General features: G+C 63.0%; 22 protein-coding genes and 1 riboswitch. Of the genes, 12 read left to right on the top strand and 10 right to left on the bottom strand.

Annotation, left to right across the window (positions count from 1 at the left end; genetic code table 11):
• Positions 1–93: 93 nt before the first annotated feature.
• The 4 genes from A0O30_RS10020 to ahcY form a co-directional block, all read right to left on the bottom strand.
• Positions 94–882 (bottom strand): ABC transporter substrate-binding protein, encoded by a 789-nt coding sequence (locus A0O30_RS10020; RefSeq protein WP_105946369.1) that lies wholly within the window; start codon positions 880–882, stop codon positions 94–96.
• Between the two features lie 66 nt (positions 883–948).
• Positions 949–2,022, bottom strand: a complete 1,074-nt coding sequence (locus A0O30_RS10015) for a hypothetical protein (protein ID WP_105946368.1) — start codon at positions 2,020–2,022, stop codon at positions 949–951.
• 93 nt (positions 2,023–2,115) lie between these two features.
• Positions 2,116–2,961, bottom strand: coding sequence for a methylenetetrahydrofolate reductase [NAD(P)H] (gene metF, locus A0O30_RS10010; protein ID WP_105946367.1), 846 nt, complete (start codon positions 2,959–2,961; stop codon positions 2,116–2,118).
• Positions 2,962–3,069: 108 nt separating this feature from the next.
• Complete coding sequence (ahcY, locus tag A0O30_RS10005) at positions 3,070–4,479, bottom strand: adenosylhomocysteinase (RefSeq protein ID WP_105946366.1); 1,410 nt, start codon at positions 4,477–4,479, stop codon at positions 3,070–3,072.
• A gap of 20 nt (positions 4,480–4,499) precedes the next feature.
• Positions 4,500–4,596: riboswitch (S-adenosyl-L-homocysteine riboswitch) on the bottom strand.
• A gap of 178 nt (positions 4,597–4,774) precedes the next feature.
• On the opposite strand from ahcY, the gene A0O30_RS10000 reads away from it, so the two are divergent.
• A complete protein-coding gene (locus tag A0O30_RS10000; RefSeq protein ID WP_016712397.1) occupies positions 4,775–5,176 on the top strand; it encodes an acyl-CoA thioesterase in 402 nt (133 codons plus the stop codon).
• Positions 5,177–5,296: 120 nt separating this feature from the next.
• Here A0O30_RS10000 and A0O30_RS09995 read toward each other — a convergent pair whose 3' ends face one another.
• Positions 5,297–6,532: a sodium:proton antiporter gene (locus A0O30_RS09995; protein ID WP_105946365.1), complete on the bottom strand. Its 1,236-nt coding sequence runs from the start codon at positions 6,530–6,532 to the stop codon at positions 5,297–5,299.
• A 189-nt stretch (positions 6,533–6,721) separates the two neighbouring features.
• Between A0O30_RS09995 and A0O30_RS09990 the strand changes: the two genes are divergently transcribed.
• On the top strand, positions 6,722–7,555 hold the full coding sequence (locus A0O30_RS09990) for an EamA family transporter (RefSeq protein WP_016712395.1): 834 nt from the start codon (positions 6,722–6,724) through the stop codon (positions 7,553–7,555).
• A 27-nt stretch (positions 7,556–7,582) separates the two neighbouring features.
• A complete protein-coding gene (locus tag A0O30_RS09985; RefSeq protein WP_060501016.1) occupies positions 7,583–7,969 on the top strand; it encodes an MAPEG family protein in 387 nt (128 codons plus the stop codon).
• Between the two features lie 115 nt (positions 7,970–8,084).
• Here A0O30_RS09985 and A0O30_RS09975 read toward each other — a convergent pair whose 3' ends face one another.
• Positions 8,085–9,236 carry a murein transglycosylase A gene (locus tag A0O30_RS09975; protein WP_105946364.1) on the bottom strand — a complete coding sequence of 384 codons (1,152 nt, stop codon included), beginning with the start codon at positions 9,234–9,236 and terminating at the stop codon, positions 8,085–8,087.
• A gap of 119 nt (positions 9,237–9,355) precedes the next feature.
• On the opposite strand from A0O30_RS09975, the gene A0O30_RS09970 reads away from it, so the two are divergent.
• Positions 9,356–9,802, top strand: coding sequence for a cytochrome c (locus A0O30_RS09970; RefSeq protein WP_105946363.1), 447 nt, complete (start codon positions 9,356–9,358; stop codon positions 9,800–9,802).
• Between the two features lie 176 nt (positions 9,803–9,978).
• Here A0O30_RS09970 and A0O30_RS09960 read toward each other — a convergent pair whose 3' ends face one another.
• The 4 genes from A0O30_RS09960 to A0O30_RS09945 all read right to left on the bottom strand — a co-directional run bounded on the left by A0O30_RS09960 (position 9,979) and on the right by A0O30_RS09945 (position 14,551).
• Positions 9,979–10,371: a DUF1090 domain-containing protein gene (locus tag A0O30_RS09960; RefSeq protein ID WP_016712391.1), complete on the bottom strand. Its 393-nt coding sequence runs from the start codon at positions 10,369–10,371 to the stop codon at positions 9,979–9,981.
• 132 nt (positions 10,372–10,503) lie between these two features.
• Positions 10,504–12,204 carry an NAD-dependent DNA ligase LigB gene (gene ligB, locus A0O30_RS09955; RefSeq protein WP_105946361.1) on the bottom strand — a complete coding sequence of 567 codons (1,701 nt, stop codon included), beginning with the start codon at positions 12,202–12,204 and terminating at the stop codon, positions 10,504–10,506.
• Between the two features lie 145 nt (positions 12,205–12,349).
• Positions 12,350–13,540 carry a methionine adenosyltransferase gene (gene metK / locus A0O30_RS09950; protein ID WP_003249375.1) on the bottom strand — a complete coding sequence of 397 codons (1,191 nt, stop codon included), beginning with the start codon at positions 13,538–13,540 and terminating at the stop codon, positions 12,350–12,352.
• 18 nt (positions 13,541–13,558) lie between these two features.
• Entirely contained in the window at positions 13,559–14,551 is a 993-nt protein-coding gene (locus A0O30_RS09945) for a metalloregulator ArsR/SmtB family transcription factor (protein ID WP_105946360.1), read from the bottom strand.
• A 229-nt stretch (positions 14,552–14,780) separates the two neighbouring features.
• Here A0O30_RS09945 and tkt point away from each other — a divergent pair, with 229 nt between their 5' ends.
• The 8 genes from tkt to A0O30_RS09905 all read left to right on the top strand — a co-directional run bounded on the left by tkt (position 14,781) and on the right by A0O30_RS09905 (position 23,852).
• Complete coding sequence (gene tkt, locus A0O30_RS09940; RefSeq protein ID WP_105946359.1) at positions 14,781–16,778, top strand: transketolase; 1,998 nt, start codon at positions 14,781–14,783, stop codon at positions 16,776–16,778.
• 150 nt (positions 16,779–16,928) lie between these two features.
• Positions 16,929–17,990 carry an erythrose-4-phosphate dehydrogenase gene (gene epd / locus A0O30_RS09935; protein ID WP_012274524.1) on the top strand — a complete coding sequence of 354 codons (1,062 nt, stop codon included), beginning with the start codon at positions 16,929–16,931 and terminating at the stop codon, positions 17,988–17,990.
• Between the two features lie 12 nt (positions 17,991–18,002).
• Positions 18,003–19,166, top strand: a complete 1,164-nt coding sequence (locus A0O30_RS09930; RefSeq protein WP_105946358.1) for a phosphoglycerate kinase — start codon at positions 18,003–18,005, stop codon at positions 19,164–19,166.
• Positions 19,166–19,417 carry a hypothetical protein gene (locus A0O30_RS09925; protein ID WP_019097664.1) on the top strand — a complete coding sequence of 84 codons (252 nt, stop codon included), beginning with the start codon at positions 19,166–19,168 and terminating at the stop codon, positions 19,415–19,417. Before A0O30_RS09930 ends, A0O30_RS09925 begins: the two co-directional genes overlap by 1 nt.
• A gap of 63 nt (positions 19,418–19,480) precedes the next feature.
• Positions 19,481–19,810 (top strand): MliC family protein, encoded by a 330-nt coding sequence (locus A0O30_RS09920; RefSeq protein WP_012274521.1) that lies wholly within the window; start codon positions 19,481–19,483, stop codon positions 19,808–19,810.
• A 100-nt stretch (positions 19,811–19,910) separates the two neighbouring features.
• Complete coding sequence (gene fba, locus A0O30_RS09915) at positions 19,911–20,975, top strand: class II fructose-bisphosphate aldolase (protein ID WP_012274520.1); 1,065 nt, start codon at positions 19,911–19,913, stop codon at positions 20,973–20,975.
• Positions 20,976–21,185: 210 nt separating this feature from the next.
• Positions 21,186–23,312, top strand: a complete 2,127-nt coding sequence (locus A0O30_RS09910; RefSeq protein WP_105946357.1) for a bifunctional diguanylate cyclase/phosphodiesterase — start codon at positions 21,186–21,188, stop codon at positions 23,310–23,312.
• Between the two features lie 39 nt (positions 23,313–23,351).
• Positions 23,352–23,852: a M48 family metallopeptidase gene (locus A0O30_RS09905; RefSeq protein WP_060500996.1), complete on the top strand. Its 501-nt coding sequence runs from the start codon at positions 23,352–23,354 to the stop codon at positions 23,850–23,852.
• Positions 23,853–23,864 lie beyond the last annotated feature (12 nt).

Here is a 23,864-nt window from a genome sequence, read left to right as displayed (position 1 = left end):
GGACGCGAAGGGGCGTCGGTGCCGATCGGGATGCCTGTTGCGAGGCCGAGCGTCCGGGCGTGAGCCGGGCGGGAAGGCCCGAGTATAACAGAGCTAACGCGCTGTGCTGCTTTCCTGCTGCTCAACGGCGTTGAGAATGTTTCCGATGTCGCCTGTGTAGCGCTGGCTGATGGCGGCAAAGGCCGGTTCCTGTTTGAAACGCTGCAGTTCTTCGGCAAAGGCCTGGGCCAATGCCTCACGCCCGGGTTTGCGTACCAGCCCCAGGTACTGGGCCTGGCGGTTGATCACCAACGGCAGCGCCTCGACTTGCTGTTCCAGGCCCAGTTGCCGGAGCAGGTAATGACCAACCTTGCGATCGGTGATTGCCAGGTCGATACGGCCCAGCAGCAGCTTGCCGAAGTTGGCTTCCTGGGTGGGTGCGGCTTCCCGACGGAAATGTGTGGCCTCGTTGAACGCGGCGCCGTAGGCATAGCCGGGCGAGGTGCCGATGGTGAGGCCTGCGAGGTCGTCTGGGCCGGTCACAGGGTGGCGGCGTGCGCGCGCCTGGAACAACACGAATTCGACTTGCGACAAGGGCTCGGGGGCATAGACCAGGTAGGGGCGTCGGGCTTCGGTCTGGAAGATGTCCAGAATCCCGTCGGCCAGGCCTTGCTCGATCATTGCCAGGCAGCGCTTCCATGGAAGGAACTGCCATTCCACCTGGACGCCGAGGCGTTTGAACACCTCGGTGGTGACTTCGTAGTCGATGCCGTGGGGTTGGCCATTCTGCTGGTAGATGTAGGGTGCCCAGTCATCGGACACCAGGCGCAGACGCTCGCCCAAAGCCGACGGGCTCAGGCAGGCGAGCAGCAGGGTGCAGAACAGGCGGGCGACGAGTGGCATGGCCGGAGATTACGCGCTCGGCCTGTTCTAGGCCAGAGGGGGTGGTGTTCTCCTGTGCCGGCCCACTCAAATGTGGGAGGACCTCAGCAAATGTGTCTCGATTTCCTTGCGCCGCTCACCCAGCGACAGCCGCAGCCCCGGGTGGCGCAAGCACTGGCGCAGTTGCTCGGGCTGCAGCTGGCCGCAGCGGGCGTTGAGGTTTTCCAGGGCCTTGTCCCACCAGGCCGGCGCGCAGGCGCGGTCGAACTCATTGGGGTAGGGGTAGCAGCCATAGAGCAGCTCGCGGGCGAACTGGCGCTCGTGCCTGGGCAGGGTCATGCTCAACGCCTTGTAGCCCAGGCGGTGCAGCGCGGGTGGCCGGGGTAGCTGGTCGTTGACCAGCTTGACGTCAGCCAGCGCCGCCTGGCCCAGCGGGTCGTGGCCGTGCTTGCGCAGCCAGGCCTGGATCTTGGCACGGAATTGCGCCTTGCGGCTCCAGTAGTGGTGGATGACATCGGTGCACTCGCCCACCTCCAGCCTACGGTATGCCGCCACCGCCAGGCAGAACTCTTCTAGCGTGTAGGCCTCGCGCGCCAGCGGGTAGAACTCGTCCATCATGGCGATGGAACTGTCCAGTGTGCTGGCGTCCTCGGCCGTGAGGCCGATCACGCCGGAGTTGATCAGTGGCATCTGGCAGTCGGCCAGGCCCCGGCCTTGCAAAATGGTCAGCAGGTTCTTGTACAGCAGGCACTTCTGGTTCGCGCCGTAGCGCGGGCCGATGGCATTGCACAGCAGCTTGCCCGGGGCTACGCGGGCGAACAGTTGCAGTGGCGACGTGCGGAAAAAGGTGTCGGTGTCGATCAGCACCGCCAGCGGGTGTTGCTGCAGCACCTGGCGCAACAGCACGTGCTTGCTGCGAAAGTGATAACCGTGGGGGGCGTTCCATGCCTGGCGCGTGGCTTCGTCCAGCGGGTGGATGCTGACAGGCAGTTTGGCATAGGGCTGCGGGTTGTCGGTGTACACCTGGATGTCCATGGCTTCACGTGCCGTACCCAGGTGGGCAAGGGCGCTGACGATGCTGAAGCAGGCTTCCTGGTGATAGGTTGCCGGGCCAAAAGCCAGGTAGACAAGCTGTGGACGCGGTGGCTGGGGATGCTGCATGGCAGGCAAGACCTGTGTAACCCGAAAATGAATAAGGCTTTAGTCTATGACCAAAGCCTTAATCATTTCTTAAGCAGACTTTGCCAAAAGATTTCAGCGCGGCAGCTTCAGGTTGTTCCAGATCGCCAGGCTCGGTTCGGCCTGGTTCAAGGTGTAGAAGTGCAGGCCCGGTGCTCCGCCTTGCAGCAGCTGTTCGCACATGCGGGTGATCACTTCTTCGCCGAAGGCCTGGATGCTGGCGGTGTCGTCGGCATAGGCTTCCAGCTGCTTGCGGATCCAGCGCGGGATCTCGGCGCCACAGGCGTCGGAGAAGCGGGCCAGCTTGCTGTAGTTGGTGATTGGCATGATGCCAGGCACCACCGGGATGTCCACGCCCAGCTTCTGTGCGCGCTCGACGAAGTAGAAGTAGCTGTCGGCGTTGAAGAAGTACTGGGTAATGGCGCTGTCGGCACCGGCCTTGACCTTGTGCACGAAGTTGGCCAGGTCGGCCTCGAAGTTGCGCGCCTGTGGGTGCATCTCAGGGTAGGCGGCCACTTCCAGGTGGAAGTGATCGGCGGTTTCCTGGCGGATGAACTCGACCAGGTCGCTGGCGTAGCGCAGTTCGCCACTGGCCATGCCCATGCCCGACGGCAGGTCGCCACGCAGGGCGACGATGCGCTTGATGCCGGCGGCCTTGTACTCGGCCAGCAGGGCGCGCAGGTCATCCTTGGAGTCGCCCACGCACGACAGGTGCGGCGCGGCAGGTACCTTCACTTCGTTTTCCAGCTGCAGCACGGTGTTCAGCGTGCGGTCGCGGGTGGAGCCGCCGGCGCCGTAGGTGCAGGAGAAGAAGTCCGGGTTGTAGGTGGCCAGCTGGCGGGCAACGCCCATCAGCTTTTCGTGACCGGCGTCGGTCTTGGTCGGGAAGAACTCGAAACTGTAGCGGCGTTCTTGTGACATCACTCGTTCCTCAAGCAGCCTGCTTCAAGCGGCAGGCTGCAAGTAAAAGCCAGGGCGGTGTGGGCCGGCCTGGCTTGGGCATCGTTGCGAAGCGTTGCCTACGAACGCTTAGTAGCGGTAGGCGTGCGGCTTGAACGGGCCTTCGACGGTCACACCGATGTAGTCGGCTTGTTGCTTGGTCAGCTGGGTAACCACGCCGCCGAAGCCGCGGACCATTTCCAGGGCCACTTCTTCGTCGAGTTTCTTCGGCAGCACTTCAACGGTCAGGCGCTCTGCCTTCTTCTCGGCCGACAGGTCGGCGAACTTCTGCTCGAACAGGAAGATCTGGGCCAGAACCTGGTTGGCGAACGAACCGTCCATGATGCGGCTTGGGTGGCCAGTGGCGTTACCCAGGTTGACCAGGCGGCCTTCGGCCAGCAGGATCAGGTAGTCGTCGTTCTGTGGGTCGAAGCTGCCAGCGCCGGTACGGTGGATCTTGTGCACCTGCGGCTTGACCTCTTCCCAGGCCCAGTTCTTGCGCATGAAGGCGGTGTCGATTTCGTTATCGAAGTGGCCGATGTTGCAGACCACGGCACGCTTCTTCAGGGCCTTGAGCATGTTGGCGTCGCAGACGTTGACGTTACCGGTGGTGGTCACGATCAGGTCGATCTTGCCCAGCAGGGCCTTGTCGATGCTGGCTTCGGTGCCATTGTTGATACCGTCGATGAACGGCGAGACCAGCTCGAAGCCGTCCATGCAGGCCTGCATGGCGCAGATCGGGTCAACTTCGGTGACCTTGACGATCATGCCTTCCTGACGCAGGGACTGGGCCGAGCCCTTGCCCACGTCACCGTAGCCGATCACCAGGGCTTGCTTGCCCGACAGCAGGTGGTCGGTGCCGCGCTTGATGGCGTCGTTCAGGCTGTGACGGCAGCCGTACTTGTTGTCGTTCTTGCTCTTGGTGACCGAGTCGTTGACGTTGATGGCCGGCACTTTCAGCTCGCCCTTGGCCAGCATGTCCAGCAGGCGGTGTACGCCGGTGGTGGTTTCTTCGGTCACACCGTGCACGCGGTCCAGTACCTGTGGGTACTTCTTGTGCAGCAGCTCGGTCAGGTCGCCGCCGTCGTCGAGGATCATGTTGGCGTCCCAAGGCTGGCCATCTTTCAGGATGGTCTGCTCCAGGCACCACTCGTACTCTTCTTCGGTTTCACCTTTCCAGGCGAATACCGGAATACCGGCGGCGGCGATGGATGCGGCGGCCTGGTCTTGAGTGGAGAAGATGTTGCAGGACGACCAGCGCACTTCGGCACCCAGGGCTACCAGGGTTTCGATCAGCACGGCGGTCTGGATGGTCATGTGGATGCAGCCCAGGATCTTCGCACCCTTGAGCGGCTGCTCGGCCAGGTACTTGCGACGCAGGCCCATCAGCGCAGGCATTTCCGATTCGGCAATGATGGTTTCGCGACGGCCCCAGGCGGCCAGGGAGATGTCGGCGACTTTGTAATCGGTAAAACCAGCAGGCATGTTTGCAGCGCTCATGAGAGCCTCCATTCGTAGTGTGCGAATGGGCGCCGTTGTGCGTTAAGCGCCCGCAAGAGCGAGCAACGCCCCATCCGAGCCTGACAGGCCTAGCCTGCTGCAGCGCCCCTCGGACAGGTGGCGGGCATGGCACCGCTGTGGGCAACCATGTGAAGCGGCGCAGATTATAGCCGCCCCCGCCCGCTTGCCCAAGGTTTTCTGTCGATTAATCGCGACGATAGTCGATGTTCAATGGAGCGATGGCGGCCGCTCTGCCATCATTGCTCTACGTTAGCCAAGCAGGTCAGGAGTACAGATGAACTTTCACACCCGCAAGTGGGTTAAACCCGAAGACCTCAACCCCAATGGCACCCTGTTCGGTGGCAGCCTGTTGCGCTGGATCGACGAAGAGGCGGCGATCTACGCCATCGTCCAGCTGGGCAACCAGCGCGTGGTGACCAAGTACATTTCGGAAATCAACTTCGTCAGCGCCTCGCGCCAGGGCGACATCATCGAGCTGGGCATCACCGCCACCGAGTTTGGTCGCACCTCGATCACCCTCAAGTGCGAAGTGCGCAACAAGATCAGCCGCAAGGCCATCCTCACGGTCGACAAGATGGTCTTCGTCAACCTGGGTGAAGACGGCCTGCCGGCGCCGCATGGGCGTACCGAGATCAAGTACATCCAGGACCAGTTCCCGGACAGTGCAGTAGAGTAGATCCAGGTTTTCAGTGCCGGCCTCTTCGCGGGTAAACCCGCTCCCACAGGATTTTCGCTACCTTCTAGGCAGTGAATAACCTGTGTGCGGGTTTACCCGCGAAGAGGCCGGCACATGTAATCAAGGTTGGGCGCTGACCTTGCGCACCACCCGACCGATGCTCAACCCCTGCACCAGAATCGACGACAGCACCACGATGTAGGTGATCGACAGCAGCAGGTCACGTTCCTCGCCCAGCGGCAACGACAGCGCCAGGGCCACCGACACCCCACCCCGCAAGCCACCCCAGGTCAGCACCCGCACCGTGCCTTTCGGCACCGGGCGCCAGCGCCGCAGCAGCACAATGGCCGGGGCCACGGTCAGCAACCGCGACAGCAGCACCGCCAGCGCCAGCACGCTGCCGGCCGCCAGGTGCATCCAGTTGAACGGCAGCAGCAACAACTCCAGGCCGATCAACGCGAACAACAAGGCGTTGAGCATGTCATCGATCAACTCCCAGAAACCGTCCATGTAGCGACGGGTCATGTCATTCATCGCCAGGTTGCGGCCCAGGTTACCGATGATCAGGCCGGCCACCACCATGGCGATCGGCGCCGAGACGTGAAGCTCGTAGCACATGGCCGAGCCACCGATGACCAGTGCCAGGGTCAGCATGACCTCGACCTGGTACTGCTCGACACTTTTGATCATGCGGTAGGTGGCGTAGCCGATCAGGCCGCCGAACACCACGCCACCGATGGCCTCCCGGGCGAACAGTATCGCCGTGTCGGTCATGCTCGGTGTTTCACCCAGCTGGATGATGCCCAGCAGCACGGTGAACACCACTACCGCCGTGCCATCGTTGAACAGCGACTCGCCAACGATAGTGGTTTTCAGCGGTTTGGAGGCGTTGGCGGTGCGCAGCGCGCCCAGCACGGCAATCGGGTCGGTGGGGGAAATCAGCGCACCGAACAGCAGGCAGTAAATCAACGGCACCTGCCAGCCGAACAGGGCGAATACCCAGTGCGACAAGTAGCCGATAACCACGGTGGCGATCAGCACGCCCAATGTCGCCAGCAGGCCAATGGGCCAACGGTAGCTGCGCAGGTCGCTGAGGTTGACGTGCAGTGCGCCGGCAAACAGCAGGAAGGCCAGCATCCAGTGCATCAGCAGGTCGTTGAAGTCGATCTGGTTCATCAAGCCTTCGACGCGTTCTTCCAGGCCAGGGAAGCCGATCAGGCTCAGGCCCTGCAGCATCAGGGAGAACAGCAATGCCGTGACCATCACGCCGATGGCGGGAGGCAGGCCGATGAAGCGGTAATTGACGTAGGTAAGAAGGGTGGTGAGGCAGATAAACGCGGCAACTAATTCAAGCATCCCGAATCCTGTAACAGTGGCTTCCAAGTCGTTACCCGAATGGCTCGGGCAGTTCTTTGATGACCTGGCGCGGGGTTCGGGACACAGGGTTTGACCGGATTCCCTGAAATCGTTCCCATGTCGGGGGCGCGGCGGCCCCCCGGAATGCCCTATATTCGACCCCTTACAACCCTGCAAGGATAAGAAGGCGTGTTGGCAACATCCCTGGTGCTGGTCGCCGCCCTGCTGCATGCGACCTGGAATACCCTGATCAAGTTCAGCGGCGAGCGCCTGCTGGTAATCGCCAGCATGGACACGGTTGCACTCGCTTTCGCGGTGCTGGCCGTGGCGTTCGTCGATGTGCCGCCTGCTGAAATCTGGCCTTGGTTGATCGCTTCGGCACTCGCCGAGCAGTTGTACCGCTACTTGCTGATCCAGGCCTATCGCGTGGGCGACCTAGGGCTGGTCTATCCTCTGATGCGCGGGTTGTCACCATTGGTGGTGCTGGGGCTGACCCTGGCCTTCGCCGGGGAATCGCTGAGCCAGCAGCAGATCATCGGCATCCTGTTGATCCCGTGTGGCATGGCCTGCCTGTTGTGGCAGGGCGGTGGTGGCGACCGGCTGCCTTGGTCGATGCTGCCGGTGGTTGCCCTGATTGGCCTGTGCATTGGCTGCTACACCTGGTTCGATGGCCAGGCCGTGCGCTTGTGGGGCAAGCCTTGGGACTACCTGGTGTGGTTGACCCTGCTCAGCGCCTGGCAATTTCCGCTGCTGGCCAGCGTGGCTCGGCGCGCACCGTTCATGCTGTTCTGGCGAACACAATGGCGCCTGGGGCTGGCGGTGGGCTTTTGTGTATTGTTCAGCTACGCCCTGGTGCTCTGGGCCATGCATCTGGGGTCGGTGGCCGAGGCAGCTGCGTTGCGGGAGTTGAGCGTGATCCTGGTGGTGCTGCTGGGCATGCGCTACCTGAAAGAACCTTTTGGCGGGCCAAGACTCCTAGCTTGCGGGCTGGTCCTGGCAGGCATGCTGGTGATGAAGCTCTAACCCATTTTCGAACAAGGAGTCCTGAGCATGACCGTTGCCCTGTGGTGCATTTTGATCGCGCTGCTGTTGAATCCGCTGTGTGCCTTGATCGCCAAGGTGAGCAGTGGCCGCTTTGGTCTCAAGGACAACCATGACCCGCGCGCCTTCCTCGATACCTTGTCGGGCTTGCCACGGCGTGCCCATGCTGCGCAGCAGAATGGCTACGAGGCGTTTCCGGCGTTTGCTGCAGCGGTGCTGGTGGCGGATATCGTCGGCAATGCCGAGCAGGTGACGCAGGATGTGCTGGGGGTGATGTATATCACCAGCCGGCTGCTTTACATCATCTGCTATCTGGCGGATTGGGCTGCCTTGAGGTCGCTGGTGTGGTTTGCCGGGTTGGCGCTGATTGTGGCGTTCTTTGTGGTTTCCATCTGAAACCGAGTGCGGTCCCTGTGGGAGCGGCTTTAGCCGCGAACACCGGCGAAGCCGGTGCCATGTACCGCGTTGGATTCTTCGCGGGTAAACCCGCTCCCACAGGGTTCGCGTCTCGTCAGGGAACCTTGGGCACCTCAGGCAGTGGTTGCCCCTTAGGCCACAGCATCCAGATCTGCCCTTGCTGCTTCATGTTCCCGGCCAGCTCACCGGCTTGCGGCCCGGTGCCCCAGAACAGGTCGGCACGCACTTCACCCGCAATCGCCCCGCCCGTGTCCTGTGCGCCCACCGGGCGCACCACTGGCGAGCCGTCCGGGCGCGTCGTCGACAGCCACAACAGGCTGCCCAGCGGTATCACCTTGCGGTCGATGGCCACGCTGTAGCCGGCAGTCAGTGGCACATTCAGCGACCCGCGCGGGCCTTCGTTGCTGTCCGGGCGGGTGCTGAAGAACACGTAGCTGGGGTTGCTGGCCAGCAGTTCCGGCACGCGCTGCGGGTTGGCCTGGGCCCACGCATGAATGGCGCCCATGCTCACCTCTTCTTTTTTCAGCTGGCCCTGTTCCACCAGCCAGCGCCCGATTGGCCGGTAAGGGTGGCCGTTCTGGTCGGCATAGCCCAGGCGTAGTTGCCGGCCGTCCTCCAGCTGGACGCGGCCAGAGCCCTGGATCTGCAGGAACTGCAGGTCCATCGGGTCGGTCAGCCAGGCCAGCACTGGCGCCTTGACGCCGTCACGGTTGATCACCTCGGCAGTGTCGTAAGGCTTGAGTACCCGGCCATCGAGGCGACCGCGCAGGCGTTTGCCCTTCAGCTCGGGGTACACGCTGGCCAGGTCGACCACGATCATGTCTTCAGGAATGCCATAAACCGCCACATGGTTGGTCGACGACTGCTTCAGGCTGCCGGGGTAGACCGGCTCGTAGTAGCCGGTGATCAGGCCGTTGGCGTTGTTCTCTGCAGAGCGCAGGCCGTACACCTCCAGGTTCTGCTCCAGAAAGGTGCGCACTTGCGCGGCGCTTGCCGTGGCGCTCCCGGCCGCTTCACAGGTGGCAGCCCACACGGGGTCGCGCTTGAGCTTCTCGCAGCCGCTGCGCCAGGCGTAGAAACCGGCCAACAGGTCTTCATCGCTGACCGCCGGCAGGTCTTTCCAGGTGGCCGGGGCATAGGTGGCGATGGCGTGTGGCTCGGGCTTGGCGTTCTCGCCGCCATTGCAGCCGGCCAGCAACGCCAGTACAGGGAGTGTCCAGGCCAGGTGGCGCAGGGCAGAGTTCATGAGTGCATTCCTGTCATGGGCGAACATGAATATTCGCCCCTGTATTTTATGTGGCTATTGGTCTTTGGCCTGTTGGCAGCGATACTGGCCGCCCATTTGCGTAGGCCGAAGTGACCGTGATGTTGAAGCGATTGACCGTTGTTCTGCTGGCAGCACTGGCCCTGGGGGGGTGTGACGGGGTTGACCCGAACTCGCCACTGGGCCAGCGCAAAGTGATTTTCAAGGACATGCTCAAGACCAGCGAAGACCTGGGTGGCATGCTGCGTGGCCGGTTGCCGTTCGACGGGATCAAGTTTGCCGACGGTGCGCTGAAGCTGGACAGCCTTGCACATCAGCCCTGGCAGCACTTTCCACAGGTGCGCGATGGCGGCGACAGCGCCGCCCGCGCCGAAGTATGGGAGCGCCAGGCGCGTTTTCATGACCTGGCCCGGCAGCTGGAGGGCGTTACCGGCGAACTGGTCGGCGTAACCCGCAGCCAACCGCTGGATGCCGCGCAGTTGAAGGCGCCGATGGACAAGGTCGAAGCGGCGTGCAAGGCCTGTCATACCGAATTCCGCAATCACTGAACACTGCATCGCTTTTACATACCAGCGCATAACTGTCTGATCTGGCAGGAACCCTGTGGGAGCGGGCTTGCCCGCGAACACCGGCGAAGCCGGTGCCATACACCGCGTCGCATTCTTCGCGGGCAAGCCCGCTCCCACAGGGTTAAGCGGTGCCTGATCAAGCTATGTTCGTCTTATCAGCGATCCAGGTCGTCCACGGCTTCCTGCAATTCTTTACGCGACTCGGCCAGCTTGTCTTTACGCTTGTTGATCTTCTCGGCGTCGCCTTTCTTCTCGGCCTTCTTCAAGTCTTTTTCCCGCTGCGCCACTTCATGGCGGGCGTCGAGCACCTTCTGCTCACGTTCCTTGCGCAGGCTGGCGTCGGTGCAGTTGTCCACTCCGCGCAGGGCTTCTTCCAATCCGGCAACCTGGTCGCTGTTGCCATGGTCACGGGCAATCTTCAGCTGGTTTTCGATGGCACTGCGCTTGGCGGCGCAGCCGGTCAGGCCGGCATCCGGCTGGGCAGCCTGTGCGGTGCCTGCGGCCAGGCCAAGTGTCGCAAGCAGCAAAAGGGTCGAAATACGTTTCATGAAAAGCCTCCTGGACGGGGCGGGGCAGCAAAAGTTGGTGGAAATCCTGCCTTGGTTTTGCCCATTTAGAAACCCTTGTCGGTCTTTTCTGGTGCGATCTCAGGGTTTCCCTACAAGTAAATTGGTAAAAAATCATTGCTCGATGGGTTCGCTGCCGTTCTGGAACCCGTTGATCCCTGCCAGGGCCAGCTCTGCGACAAGGGCTTTGACCTCATCGGCAGCAAAAAACGCCGCCAGTTGCTGCCCACGCTTTTCGCCAATCCCGGCCAAGGCTTGCCATTCACGGCTGCTGCGCTTTTCCAGCCCTGGCCAGTCGCCTGCCAGCTGCAGGCTCGACGGTAGGGGTGTGCCCAGCCCGCGCAGCCATTGGGCAAAAGGCCGTGAGCGGGCCGCATCGAAGCTGCTCGCCAACTGCGCAGATGTCGCATCACTGATGCCTGCCACCTGGCCCAGGCGCTCGGCATCCAGGTACAACCAGTCAGCCATCGATGTCACTAGCCCGGCGTCCACCAGCCGGCGCCAGGTGCCAGGCCCGGTGCGTGGCAAGGCCAGCCCGTGCTTGCCGCTGAGCCACGTCAGGCGGGCAATGAACTGCTCCTCGCAGCCCTCGCTGGCCTGCCAGCAACTGTGGGCGTGGTAACGGTCGGGCGCCGGCGCGCTGACCGCCTGGCGTTCGACTGCGCGATGCACCACCTGCTCCAGGCGCGGAATGGTCAACCCGGCCAGGCTGATGGCCACCTGGTCACCGGGGCGGATGTCGAGGCTGTGCCAGCGCGCCAGCGAGCCCAGGCTCACCTGGGTAATGCGTCGGTCGTCCAGGGTGACTGGCAGCAATTGCAAAACTGGCGTGACCTTGCCGGTGCGACCGACCCGGAAGCGTACGTCACGCACTTCGGCCAAGGCCTGCGCGTAGGGGTACTTCCAGGCCGCGATCCAGTAAGGCGCCTTGGCCTGCCAGCGCGCTGCGGGCGGCCGACCGCCCTGGCGCAGCACCACGCCATCGGTTGCGAAGGGCAGGGCAGAGCGGTACCAGTGGTCGCGCCAATGGGCTGCTTCGTCCGTAGTGCCGATGGCGATGCTGTAGCGCAGGCTTTCCGGAAAGCCCAGTTGCGCCAGTTGCTTGAGGCGCTCAGCCTGCTGGCTGGGGCCGTGCGGCCAGTCCCAGACGAACAGGCCGATGCCGGCGCCTTGTTCAGTTGTCAGCTGTTTGCGTGCGAGCAGCCCGGCCACGGTGCCGCGGGCGTTGGCGCTGCCTGCCCGGGCTTGCACATGCTGGTCCAGGCGCAGATACAGCTCACCCTGCAGTTGCAGGTCGATTGCCTGAGGCAACTGCCGGGTGAGGGTGCCCAGCTGGGGAATGTGCCGGCTCCAGTCGTGCCCCTGCACGCCGTCTCCGCGACTGACCAACTGCACCAGCTGGCCTTGCCGATAGGTGAGCGAGACGGCAACACCGTCGATCTTGGGCTGCACCCATACACCTGTTTTGCCGACCAGCCAACGTGCGACGGCCTGGCGGTCGGCCAGCTTGTCGATGCCGGTGTGCGGTACCGCGTGAGGGATTGGGCCTCGCGCGCTGGCCAGGGGGGATGAAGCGGTGGCCAGGCCAAAGCATTGCTGCAAATGCTCCAGGCGTTGGCGGCTCTGGTCGTAAAGCGCGTCGGCCACCAGCGCAACGCCTTGTCGGTGGTAGTGATCGTCCCAGCGGGCGAGTGTGGCCCGCAGTTGCGCTACTTCGGCGTCGACGTGTTGTGCAGACCAGTCGGGGCACTGCTCGGCCCGGGCCAGTGGGGCTTGCAGCAACAGCAGCAGGGTAAGCAACAGAGGGTAACGCATGGCCAGCATCCTTGCGTGGCGTGTAGGAGCCCCCAGCCTAGGCGGGTTCACTGGTGCTTGCCGCAGCGCGATTGTCAGCCGATATGTCACAAAAAAGCCCCTGCCGATCGCTCGGCAGGGGCTTTCGCCAGGCACTGTAGGAAACTTACAGGCCGGCAGCGTCACGCAGCGACTGGGCGCGGTCGGTGCGCTCCCAGGTGAAGGTGGTGAAGGTGTCGTCGCCGACAGTCTTCTGCTGCGGGGTGCGACCGAAGTGGCCGTAGGCAGCGGTTTCCTGGTACATCGGGTGCAGCAGGTCGAGCATGGTGGTGATGGCGTACGGACGCAGGTCGAAGCACTCGCGCACCAGCTGGATGATCTTGTCGTCGGAAACCTTGCCGGTGCCGAAGGTGTTGATCGAGATGGAGGTCGGCTGGGCCACGCCAATGGCGTACGACACCTGGATCTCGCAACGCTCGGCCAGGCCGGCGGCAACGATGTTCTTGGCAACGTAGCGGCCAGCGTAGGCAGCGGAACGGTCGACCTTGGACGGGTCCTTGCCGGAGAATGCGCCACCACCGTGGCGGGCCATGCCGCCGTAGGAGTCGACGATGATCTTGCGGCCGGTCAGGCCGCAGTCACCCACCGGGCCACCGATGATGAAGTTGCCGGTCGGGTTGATGTGGTACTGGGTGCCCTTGTGCAGCAGCTCGGCAGGCAGGGTGTGCTTGACGATCAGCTCCATCACGGCTTCTTGCAGGTCTTTCTGCGAAACCTCAGGGTTGTGCTGGGTCGACAGCACCACGGCGTCGATACCGACGACCTTGCCGTTTTCGTAGCGGCAGGTGACCTGCGACTTGGCGTCCGGGCGCAGCCATGGCAGCAGGCCGGATTTGCGTGCTTCGGCCTGGCGCTCGACCAGACGGTGCGAGAAGCAGATCGGTGCCGGCATCAGCACTTCGGTTTCATTGCTGGCGTAGCCGAACATCAGGCCTTGGTCACCGGCGCCCTGGTCTTCAGGCTTGGAGCGGTCCACGCCCTGGGCGATGTCCACCGACTGCTTGCCGATGATGTTCATCACGGCGCAGGTGGCGCCGTCGAAGCCGACGTCGGAGCTGTTGTAGCCGATGTCGATGATGACTTTACGCACCAGGTCTTCCAGGTCGACCCAGGCCGAAGTGGTGACTTCGCCGGCGATGATGGCAACACCGGTCTTGACAAGGGTTTCGCAGGCTACGCGGGCGTATTTGTCCTGGGCGATGATGGCATCGAGGACTGCGTCCGAAATCTGGTCGGCGATCTTGTCCGGATGCCCTTCGGACACGGACTCAGAGGTGAAAAGGGAGTATTCGCTCATCTCGAAGGTTCCTGAAATTTACCGATGGTGTATGTCGCCAGCCGTCCGCTGGAAATGGCGGACCTGGATCTGGAAACCGTTACGCAAGCCTACGTACAGGCTGTCCCCGTGGGCCAGCCCGGCAGCGTTGGCCCAGCGGGCCAGGTCGTCCTGTTCGAAGCCAAGCCACAGGTCGCCGCAGGCTTCGCGCGCCCACCCCTGGTCATGGCTGCACAGTTCGGTGACCAGCAGGCTGCCGCCTGCCTTTACCCGTTTGGCCAGCTGGCGCAAGGCCAGGGCCGGGTCGCTGAAATGGTGCAGCACCATGTTCAGCACAACGCAGTCGGCGGCCACATCCGTTGCACCCAGTGCATCGGCCAACTGCAGGTTGACGTTGTGAAGCCCTTCGCGCTGGCACACCTGGCGCGCCAGCTCCAGCATGGTCGGGCTGTTGTCCAGCGCGGAGACCTGGGCAAAGCGCCGGGCCAGGTCTGGCAGGAAGCCGCCGTCGCCGGGGCCAACCTCCAAGGCGCTGGCGGCCGGGTCGAAATTGAGCTTGTCGAGCAGTGTCAGCAGGCTTTCGCGGTATTGCGGCAGGCCGGCGATCAGGTCTTGCTGGGCGCGGAACTTCTCTTCCACACGCAGGAAGAAGTCCTGGCTGGTGGCCGCGCGGCGTTGTTGCACCTGGGCGATCCGCGCTTGCACGTCAGGCGGCAGGGCCATGTCATCCACTTCTTCAAGCAACGCCGCGTGCAGCCGGCCACCGAGGCGCAGGCCGTCGGGCAGGGCGCGGCGGTAGAAGATGGCGTTGCCTTCGCGACGGGTTGCCACCAGCTCGGCCTGGGCCAGCACCTTCAGGTGGTGGCTCATGCCCGACTGGCCGATGTCGAAGATCTGCGCCAGTTCCAGCACACCGAACGAGTCGTTGGCCAGGGCGCGCAATACGTTCAGGCGCAGCGCGTCGCCACTGGCCTTGCACAGGGCGGCCAATGCTTCGCGTTGCTCGGGGATCGATTGCGCACGGAGGTTCATGGGGCGGCAGTCTAGACAGGCATCAATGCCCTAGCAAGGCCAATATCAAAAAGTTTTGATATTGAGTGATGGGCGGGGCGGTTATCCCGGTTTTGCCCCGAATTGAAGGCCAATCACAGGAAAATCCCCCGACTGCGACCATACGTCATTGCCCCAAGCCCCCCCAGTGGGCGAAAATGGCCGCCTTTTTTCGTGACACCACCTATTCAAGCCCCCCAGGAGATCAGCGATGCCCAGCCGTCGTGAACGTGCCAACGCCATTCGTGCCCTCAGCATGGATGCCGTGCAAAAGGCCAACAGCGGCCACCCAGGTGCCCCTATGGGCATGGCGGATATCGCCGAAGTGCTTTGGCGCGACTATCTGAAGCACAACCCGAGCAACCCGAGCTTCGCCGACCGTGACCGCTTCGTGCTGTCCAACGGCCACGGCTCGATGCTGATCTACTCGCTGCTGCACCTGACCGGCTACGACGTCACCATCGATGACATCAAAGGCTTCCGCCAGCTGCACAGCCGCACCCCGGGCCACCCGGAATACGGCTACACCCCAGGCGTCGAGACCACCACCGGCCCACTGGGCCAGGGTATCGCCAACGCCGTGGGCTTCGCCCTGGCCGAAAAAGTACTGGCTGCCCAGTTCAACCGTGAAGGCCACACCATCGTCGACCACAACACCTACGTGTTCCTGGGCGATGGCTGCATGATGGAAGGTATTTCCCACGAAGTCGCCTCGCTGGCCGGCACCCTGGGCCTGAACAAGCTGATCGCCTTCTACGACGACAACGGCATCTCCATCGACGGTGAAGTGCACGGCTGGTTCACCGACAACACCCCGGCGCGCTTCGAAGCGTACAACTGGCAGGTGATTCGCAACGTCGACGGCCACGATGCCGAAGAAATCAAGATGGCCATCGAGACGGCGCGCAAGAGCGACCGCCCGACCCTGATCTGCTGCAAGACCATCATCGGTTTCGGTTCGCCGAACAAGCAGGGCAAGGAAGATTGCCACGGTGCTCCGCTGGGCAACGACGAAATCGCCCTGGCCCGCAAGGAACTGAACTGGAACCACGGCCCGTTCGAAATCCCGGCCGACATCTATGCCGAGTGGGATGCCAAGGCCGCCGGTGCCAAGGCCGAAGCCGACTGGAACCAGCGTTTCGACGCCTACGCCAAGGCCTTCCCGGAACTGGCTGCCGAATTCAAGCGCCGTGACAGCGGCGAGCTGCCGGCTGACTTCAGCGAGAAGGCCCAGGCCTACATCAACGAAGTGGCCGCCAAGGGCGAAACCATTGCCAGCCGCAAGGCCAGCCAGAACGCCCTGAACGCCTTTGGCCCACTGCTGCCCGAGTTCCTGGGTGGTTCGGCTGACCTGGCAGGCTCCAACCTGACCCTGTGGAAGGGCTGCAAAGGCGTCGAAGCCAATGACGCCAGCGGCAACTACGTGTTCTACGGCGTGCGCGAGTTCGGCATGACCGCCATCATGAACGGCGTTGCCCTGCACGGTGGCCTGGTGCCTTACGGCGCGACCTTCCTGATGTTCATGGAATACGCCCGCAACGCCGTGCGCATGTCGGCACTGATGAAGCAGCGTGTGATCCACGTCTACACCCACGACTCCATCGGCCTGGGTGAAGACGGCCCGACTCACCAGCCAATCGAGCAACTGACCAGCCTGCGCAGCACGCCGAACCTGGACACCTGGCGCCCGGCCGATGCGGTGGAATCCGCCGTGTCCTGGAAAAACGCCCTGGAGCGCAAGGACGGCCCTTCGGCGCTGATCTTCTCGCGCCAGAACCTGCAGCACCAGGCACGCGACGCCCAGCAGATCGCTGACATCAGCCGTGGTGGCTACGTGCTCAAGGACTGCGCTGGCGAGCCGGAGCTGATCCTGATCGCCACCGGTTCCGAAGTGGGCCTGGCCGTTCAGGCGTTCGACAAGCTGACCGAGCAAGGCCGCAAGGTGCGCGTGGTTTCCATGCCGTGCACCAGCGTGTTCGACGCCCAGGACGCTGCCTACAAGCAGTCGGTACTGCCGCTGGAAGTGGGGGCGCGTATCGCCATCGAAGCGGCCCACGCCGACTTCTGGTACAAGTACGTCGGCCTGGAAGGCCGTATCATCGGCATGACCACCTACGGTGAGTCGGCGCCGGCTTCGGCACTGTTCGAAGAATTCGGCTTCACCCTGGAAAACATCCTGGGTACTGCCGAAGAGCTGCTGGAAGACTGATACAAGGAAGGCGAGGGCCTTTGGCCCTCGTTCGCGGCACAAGGCCGCTCCCACAGGGTATTGCTCATGCAGTCCTCTGTGGGAGCGGCCTTGTGCCGCGAATGGGCCGCGTAGCGGCCCCGTTCAACTGCCGGAGTTCAAGAGCTACCTATGCCCCACCTGCGTCCCTACAAAGTTGCACTCAACGGTTATGGCCGTATCGGCCGCTGTGTCCTGCGCGCGTTGTTCGAGCGGGGGGCGAAGGCCGGTTTCGAGATCGTCGCGCTGAACGACCTGGCCGATCAGGCCAGCCTGGAATACCTGACTCGCTTCGACTCCACCCACGGGCGTTTCCCCGGTGAGGTGAAGGTCGATGGCGATTGTCTGCATATCAATGGCGACTGCGTGAAAGTCATGCGCAGTGCTACCCCTGAAGGCATCGACTGGGCAGCGCTCGGCATCGACCTGGTGCTGGAATGCTCCGGCGCCTACAACACCCGCGCCGATGGCCAGCGTTTCCTCGACGCCGGTGCGCCCCGGGTACTGTTCTCGCAGCCCATGGCCAGCGAAGCCGACGTTGACGCCACGGTGGTCTACGGCATCAACCAGGCCTGCCTGACCGGCAGCGAGCGCCTGGTGTCCAACGCCTCGTGTACCACCAACTGCGGTGTGCCGCTGTTGCGTGTGCTGGACCAGGCGTTTGGCATCGAATACGTGCAGATCACCACCATTCACTCGGCGATGAACGACCAGCCGGTGATCGACGCCTACCACCACGAAGACCTGCGCCGCACGCGTTCGGCCTTCCAGTCGGTGATCCCGGTGTCCACTGGTCTGGCGCGTGGCATCGAGCGCCTGCTGCCGGAACTTGCCGGGCGAATCCAGGCCAAAGCGGTACGCGTGCCCACCGTCAACGTCTCGTGCCTGGACATCACCCTGCAGACCGCCCGCGACACCAGCGCGGCCGAGGTCAACCGGGTATTGCGCGAGGCCGCACTGGAAGGCCCGCTCAAAGGCTTGCTGGCCTACACCGAGCTGCCGCACGCCAGCTGTGATTTCAACCATGACCCGCATTCGGCCATCGTCGATGCCAGCCAGACCCGTGTTTCCGGCCCCCGCCTGGTGAACCTGCTGGCCTGGTTCGACAACGAATGGGGTTTTGCCAACCGAATGCTCGACGTTGCCGAACACTTTCTGCACGTCGTTCACCCAACCCGCAACAAACAGCCCTGAAGGACTGCATTCATGACCGTGTTGAAGATGACCGACCTCGACCTGCAAGGTAAGCGCGTACTGATCCGCGAAGACCTCAACGTGCCTGTGAAGGACGGTGTGGTAGCCAGCGATGCGCGTATCCTGGCAGCGCTGCCGACCATCAAGCTGGCCCTGGAGAAAGGCGCAGCGGTAATGGTCTGCTCGCACCTGGGCCGCCCGACCGAAGGCGAATTCTCTGCCGAGAACAGCCTCAAGCCGGTTGCCGACTACCTGAGCAAGGCCCTGGGCCGCGACGTGCCGCTGGTTGCCGACTACCTGGACGGTGTCGAGGTCAAGGCCGGTGACCTGGTGCTGTTCGAGAACGTGCGCTTCAACAAGGGCGAGAAAAAGAACGCTGACGAACTGGCGCAGAAGTACGCTGCCCTGTGCGACGTGTTCGTTATGGACGCATTCGGCACTGCTCACCGTGCTGAAGGTTCGACCCATGGTGTTGCCAAGTTCGCCAAGGTCGCTGCTGCCGGCCCGCTGCTGGCTGCCGAGCTGGACGCTCTGGGCAAAGCCCTGAAGGCGCCTGCCAAGCCGATGGCGGCCATCGTTGCCGGTTCCAAGGTGTCCACCAAGCTGGACGTGCTGAACAGCCTGAGCGCCGTGTGCGACCAGCTGATCGTCGGCGGCGGCATCGCCAACACCTTCCTGGCCGCTGCTGGCCACCCGGTGGGCAAGTCGCTGTACGAGCCTGACCTGGTCGACACCGCCAAGGCCATCGCCGCCAAGGTCAGCGTGCCACTGCCAGTAGACGTGGTGGTTGCCAAGGAATTCGCCGAAACGGCCGAAGCTACCGTCAAGGCCATTGCCGACGTGGCAGCCGATGACATGATCCTGGACATCGGCCCGCAAACCGCGGCCAACTTCGCCGAGCTGCTGAAGTCGTCGAAGACCATCCTGTGGAACGGCCCGGTCGGCGTGTTCGAGTTCGACCAGTTCGGCAACGGCACCCAGGTACTGGCCAAGGCCATCGCCGACAGCGCTGCATTCTCCATCGCCGGTGGCGGTGACACCCTGGCAGCCATCGACAAATATGGCGTCAGCGAGCAAATCTCCTACATTTCTACCGGTGGTGGTGCCTTCCTCGAGTTCGTCGAGGGCAAGGTCCTGCCCGCCGTGGCAATCCTGGAAGAGCGGGCCAAGGCCTGATGACGTCGGCGCTTGGCAAAGGGAGTGGCCTGATGGTCAAGCAATTGCCTGTGATGATGCTGGCCGGCCTGCTGAGCGCCTGCTCTGGCAGCCCGGCTTCTGATGCCGATCCGGCGCATTCGCCCAAGGGCGGCTGCTATCAGTCCGAATGGCAGGCCGAAACCGTGCCGGTCATCAGCAAGCGCGTGGGCCCGGAAGGCCTGGAAAAGTACGACGAAGACCACCAGCGCAAGGCGCCGGGTTGCCCTTGACCCCGGCGTTTCGTCGGCTCAGGCAACCAAGCGACCGCTGTGTGGTCATCTAGAGGATATGTAATGAAAGCGCTTTTGGCCGTGACGGCCCTGGCGACACTGGCAGGATGCTCACTGCTGCAGCCGGCGCAACCCGCCCCGGCAGACAACTGGACCCGTTGGGTCTGCGACACCCAGGCCGAAGTGCTGTGGCGCTTCGCCGATGCACAACGCGACCAGGTCGACGTGCGCCTTGGTGGCGGCGACCAGGTCTACCGGCTCAAGTCCGAGCCGGGTGCCTCGGGTGCGCTGTACAGCGATGGCATGCTGGCCTTCCACACCAAGGGCGAAGAAGGCCTGGTGTACTGGGTGGCAACCAACGATCTGATTGGGCGGGGCTGCAAGGCACCGTGACTGGCCGGGCCGCGACGGTGGCCCACACTACTTGAACAGCAACCGCCCCTGCGGCAGGCTTGCACGAAACAAACGACGCTTGTCGGGAGAGAGATACACAATGGCACTCATTAGCATGCGCCAGATGCTGGACCACGCCGCCGAGTTCGGTTACGGCGTACCAGCTTTCAACGTCAACAACCTCGAGCAGATGCGCGCCATCATGGAAGCGGCCGACAAGACCGACTCCCCGGTGATCGTCCAGGCTTCGGCCGGTGCCCGCAAATACGCTGGCGCCCCGTTCCTGCGCCACCTGATTCTGGCGGCCATCGAAGAATTCCCGCACATCCCGGTGTGCATGCACCAGGACCACGGCACCAGCCCTGACGTCTGCCAGCGCTCGATCCAGCTGGGCTTCAGCTCGGTGATGATGGACGGCTCGCTGGGTGAAGACGGCAAGACCCCGACCGACTACGAGTACAACGTCCGCGTTACCCAGCAGACCGTTGCCATGGCACACGCCTGTGGCGTTTCGGTAGAAGGCGAGCTGGGCTGCCTGGGTTCCCTGGAAACCGGCATGGCCGGTGAAGAAGACGGCATCGGCGCCGAAGGCGTGCTGGACCACAGCCAGATGCTGACCGACCCGGAAGAGGCTGCCGACTTCGTCAAGAAGACCCAGGTCGACGCCCTGGCGATCGCCATCGGTACCAGCCACGGTGCCTACAAGTTCACCAAGCCACCTACCGGTGACGTGCTGGCCATCGACCGCATCAAGGAAATCCACAAGCGCATCCCCAACACCCACCTGGTGATGCACGGTTCTTCCTCGGTACCGCAAGAGTGGCTGGCGATCATCAACCAGTACGGCGGCGACATCAAGGAAACCTACGGTGTACCGGTTGAAGAGATTGTCGAAGGCATCAAGTACGGCGTACGTAAGGTCAACATCGACACCGACCTGCGTCTGGCCTCTACCGGTGCCATGCGCCGCCTGATGGCGACCAACCCGAGCGAGTTCGACCCACGCAAGTTCTTCGGTGAAACCGTCAAGGCCATGCGCGACGTGTGCATCGCCCGTTACGAAGCCTTCGGCACCGCCGGCAATGCCTCCAAGATCAAGCCGATCTCCCTGGAAGGCATGTACCAGCGCTACCTGAAAGGTGAGCTGGCCGCCAAGGTCAACTGATCGACCGGCAGCATGAAAAACCCGCAGCGATGCGGGTTTTTTTATGGGCGACAGAACCTGCACATAATCCCGGCAGACTGACCGTTAGTCGGCTACCGTACAGTTGAGCCACTGATAGCGTTCTGATTGCATTGCGCGTTACGGCCTCGGGTCTAGAGTATTAATGGATCCAACCGTATTTTGAAGTCGGTCACATAACAGAGAAGCAGCATGGATGGCGCTCAAGCTCAACCACAGCCACTGGATGGCAGCTCGGTTCTTCTGGTGGTAGACGACTACCCCGAGAACCTCATCAGCATGCGGGCCTTGCTGGCCCGGCAGGATTGGCAAGTGTTGACGGCAAGCTCAGGGATGGAAGCCTTGAGTGCGTTGCTCGAACACGATGTCGACTTGGTCCTGCTGGATGTGCAAATGCCGGAAATGGACGGTTTCGAAGTCGCCCGGCTAATGCGTGGCAGCCAACGCACCCGGCTGACCCCGATTATCTTCCTCACCGCCAACGAACAATCCGAAGCCGCCGTGCTCAAAGGCTACGCCAGCGGCGCCGTCGATTACATGTTCAAGCCGTTCGACCCGCAAATCCTCAAGCCCAAGGTTCAGGCCTTGCTCGAACAGCAGCGCAACCGGCGCATGCTGCAACGTCTGAGCCGAGAGCTGGAGGCCGCGCGGGCATTCAACGCATCGATCCTGGAGAATGCTGCCGAGGGCATCCTGGTGGTAGATGCCCAAGGTGTCATCAGTTTTGCCAACCCGGCCATTTCGCGCTTGCTGGCGGCACCGGTGCAGCAATTGCAGGGCGCTCACCTGCTTGACCTGGTGCAACTGGCCAATGCCAGCCTGTGGGGTGAGTCCGACTTCTACCAGGCCTACCTGGGGCGGCGCATTTTCCGCGTACACGATGCCCAGTTGCGCACTTTGGGGGGCGAGCTGGTGCCGGTGGCGCTGTCCTGTGCACCGCTGCCGGCCGATCAGCAGGCCATGGTGGTGACGGTGCTGGACATGTCGGTGGTGCGCAACCTGCACCAGCAGCTGGAGTACCAGGCTGTTACCGACCCGCTCACCGGGTTGCTCAACCGGCGGGGTTTCTACCAGGCCGCCGAAGGTGCGCTGCTGCGTAACGAGCGCTCGGACAAGGCGCAGGCGCTGATGTACATGGACCTGGATGGCTTCAAGCGCATCAACGACTCGCTGGGCCACGAAACCGGTGACCGCGTGCTGCGCTGGGTAGGCGAGCAACTCAAGGACTGCCTGGGTAGCGAGGCGTTGCTGGCGCGGATGGGCGGTGATGAATTTACCGCGCTGTTTGATAGCCTGCCTTACCCCGAGCAGGCAGGGCGATATGCCGAGAAATTGCTTGAGCGTATTTCGATCAGTCACCAGATCGAAGGGCTCGATGTGAGCCTTGGGGTCAGCATCGGCATCGCCACCTACCCGGACTGCGGCGCCAATGTGGAAGGCCTGTTGCGTGCAGCCGATGCGGCGATGTACGCCGCGAAGCAGGCCGGGCGCCAGCAGTACCGCTTCTATGACCAGGAACTCAACGGCCGGGCACGTTCGCGCCTGATGCTTGAAGACAGCGTGCGCACCGCCATCGAGCAGCAGGACTTCACCTTGGTCTATCAGCCGCAGGTGTCGTTCATCGATGGCCGTCTGCGTGGTTTCGAAGCATTGTTGCGCTGGCAGCACCCCAGCGTCGGCGACGTGCCGCCGGGGCTGTTCATTCCGTTGCTGGAGGAAGCGCGGCTGATCAACCGCCTGGCCAGCTGGATTTATCGGCAGGGGGCCGCTCAGCGCCAGGCCTGGTACGAACGCTTCCCCGCAGACCTGGTACTCGGCATCAGTTTGAGCCGTGCGCAGTTCGTCATGCCCGGCCTGGTTGAAGAGTTGCAGCGGGTCATCCAGCTTTACCAACTGGACCCGGCGCAGCTGGAGGTGGAAGTGGCGGAAACCTCGTTGATGTACAACATCGATGCGGCCGTGAAGCAGATACACCGCCTCCGCGAGTTGGGGGTGAGGGTGGCGCTGGATGACTTTGGTGCGGGTGACTGTTCATTGCGCATGCTGCGCGACCTGCCAATCGACACCCTCAAGCTTGACCGCCACCTGGTGGCACGCCTGCCCGACTCGGCGGTGGATGCGGCCTTGGTCCGCAGTGTGATTGGCCTGTGTGCCGACTACCGCATCACGGTGATTGCCGAAGGGGTGGAGACCCCGGCTCAGGCGGCCTGGCTCAAGGCCAATGGCTGTGAATATGTGCAGGGCTTCCTGGTGGCTTACCCAATGATCGCAGCGGACGCCAGCGGCTTTCCGGCAATTTTCTCGTGGCCAGGGCCATGATTGGCTAGAATCGGCATTCGTTACGCCGAATGCAGCGCCATGACCGTATTACGTTACTTGCAAGCCTACCCCCCGCACCTGCAAGCGCAGGTGCGGCAGATGATCGACAGCGGCCGCCTGGGCGAGTACCTGCAGCGACGCTACCCCGACCGCCATGACGTGCAAAGCGACAAGGCGCTGTACGGCTATGCCCAGGACCTGCGCCAGCAGTACCTGCGCACCGCGCCGGGCCTGGACAAGGTATTGTTCGACAACCGCCTCGACCTGACCCATCGGGCCTTGGGCCTGAATACGGCGGTGTCGCGGGTGCAGGGCGGCAAGCTCAAGGCGAAAAAGGAAATCCGCATTGCCTCGTTGTTCAAGGAGGCCGCGCCACAGTTCTTGCGCATGATCGTGGTGCACGAACTGGCGCACCTGCGCGAGCGCGATCACAACAAGGCGTTCTACCAGCTCTGCCAGCACATGGAGCCGGACTACCACCAACTGGAATTCGACCTGCGCGTCTACCTGACTTATCGGGAGCTGCCGGGCAACGTTTAAGGACCACGCAGC

Origin of the sequence: Pseudomonas sp. LLC-1, assembly GCF_002992185.1 — a bacterium.
GTDB lineage: Bacteria > Pseudomonadota > Gammaproteobacteria > Pseudomonadales > Pseudomonadaceae > Aquipseudomonas > Aquipseudomonas monteilii.
This window is presented reverse-complemented; position numbering and strand designations above follow the sequence as displayed.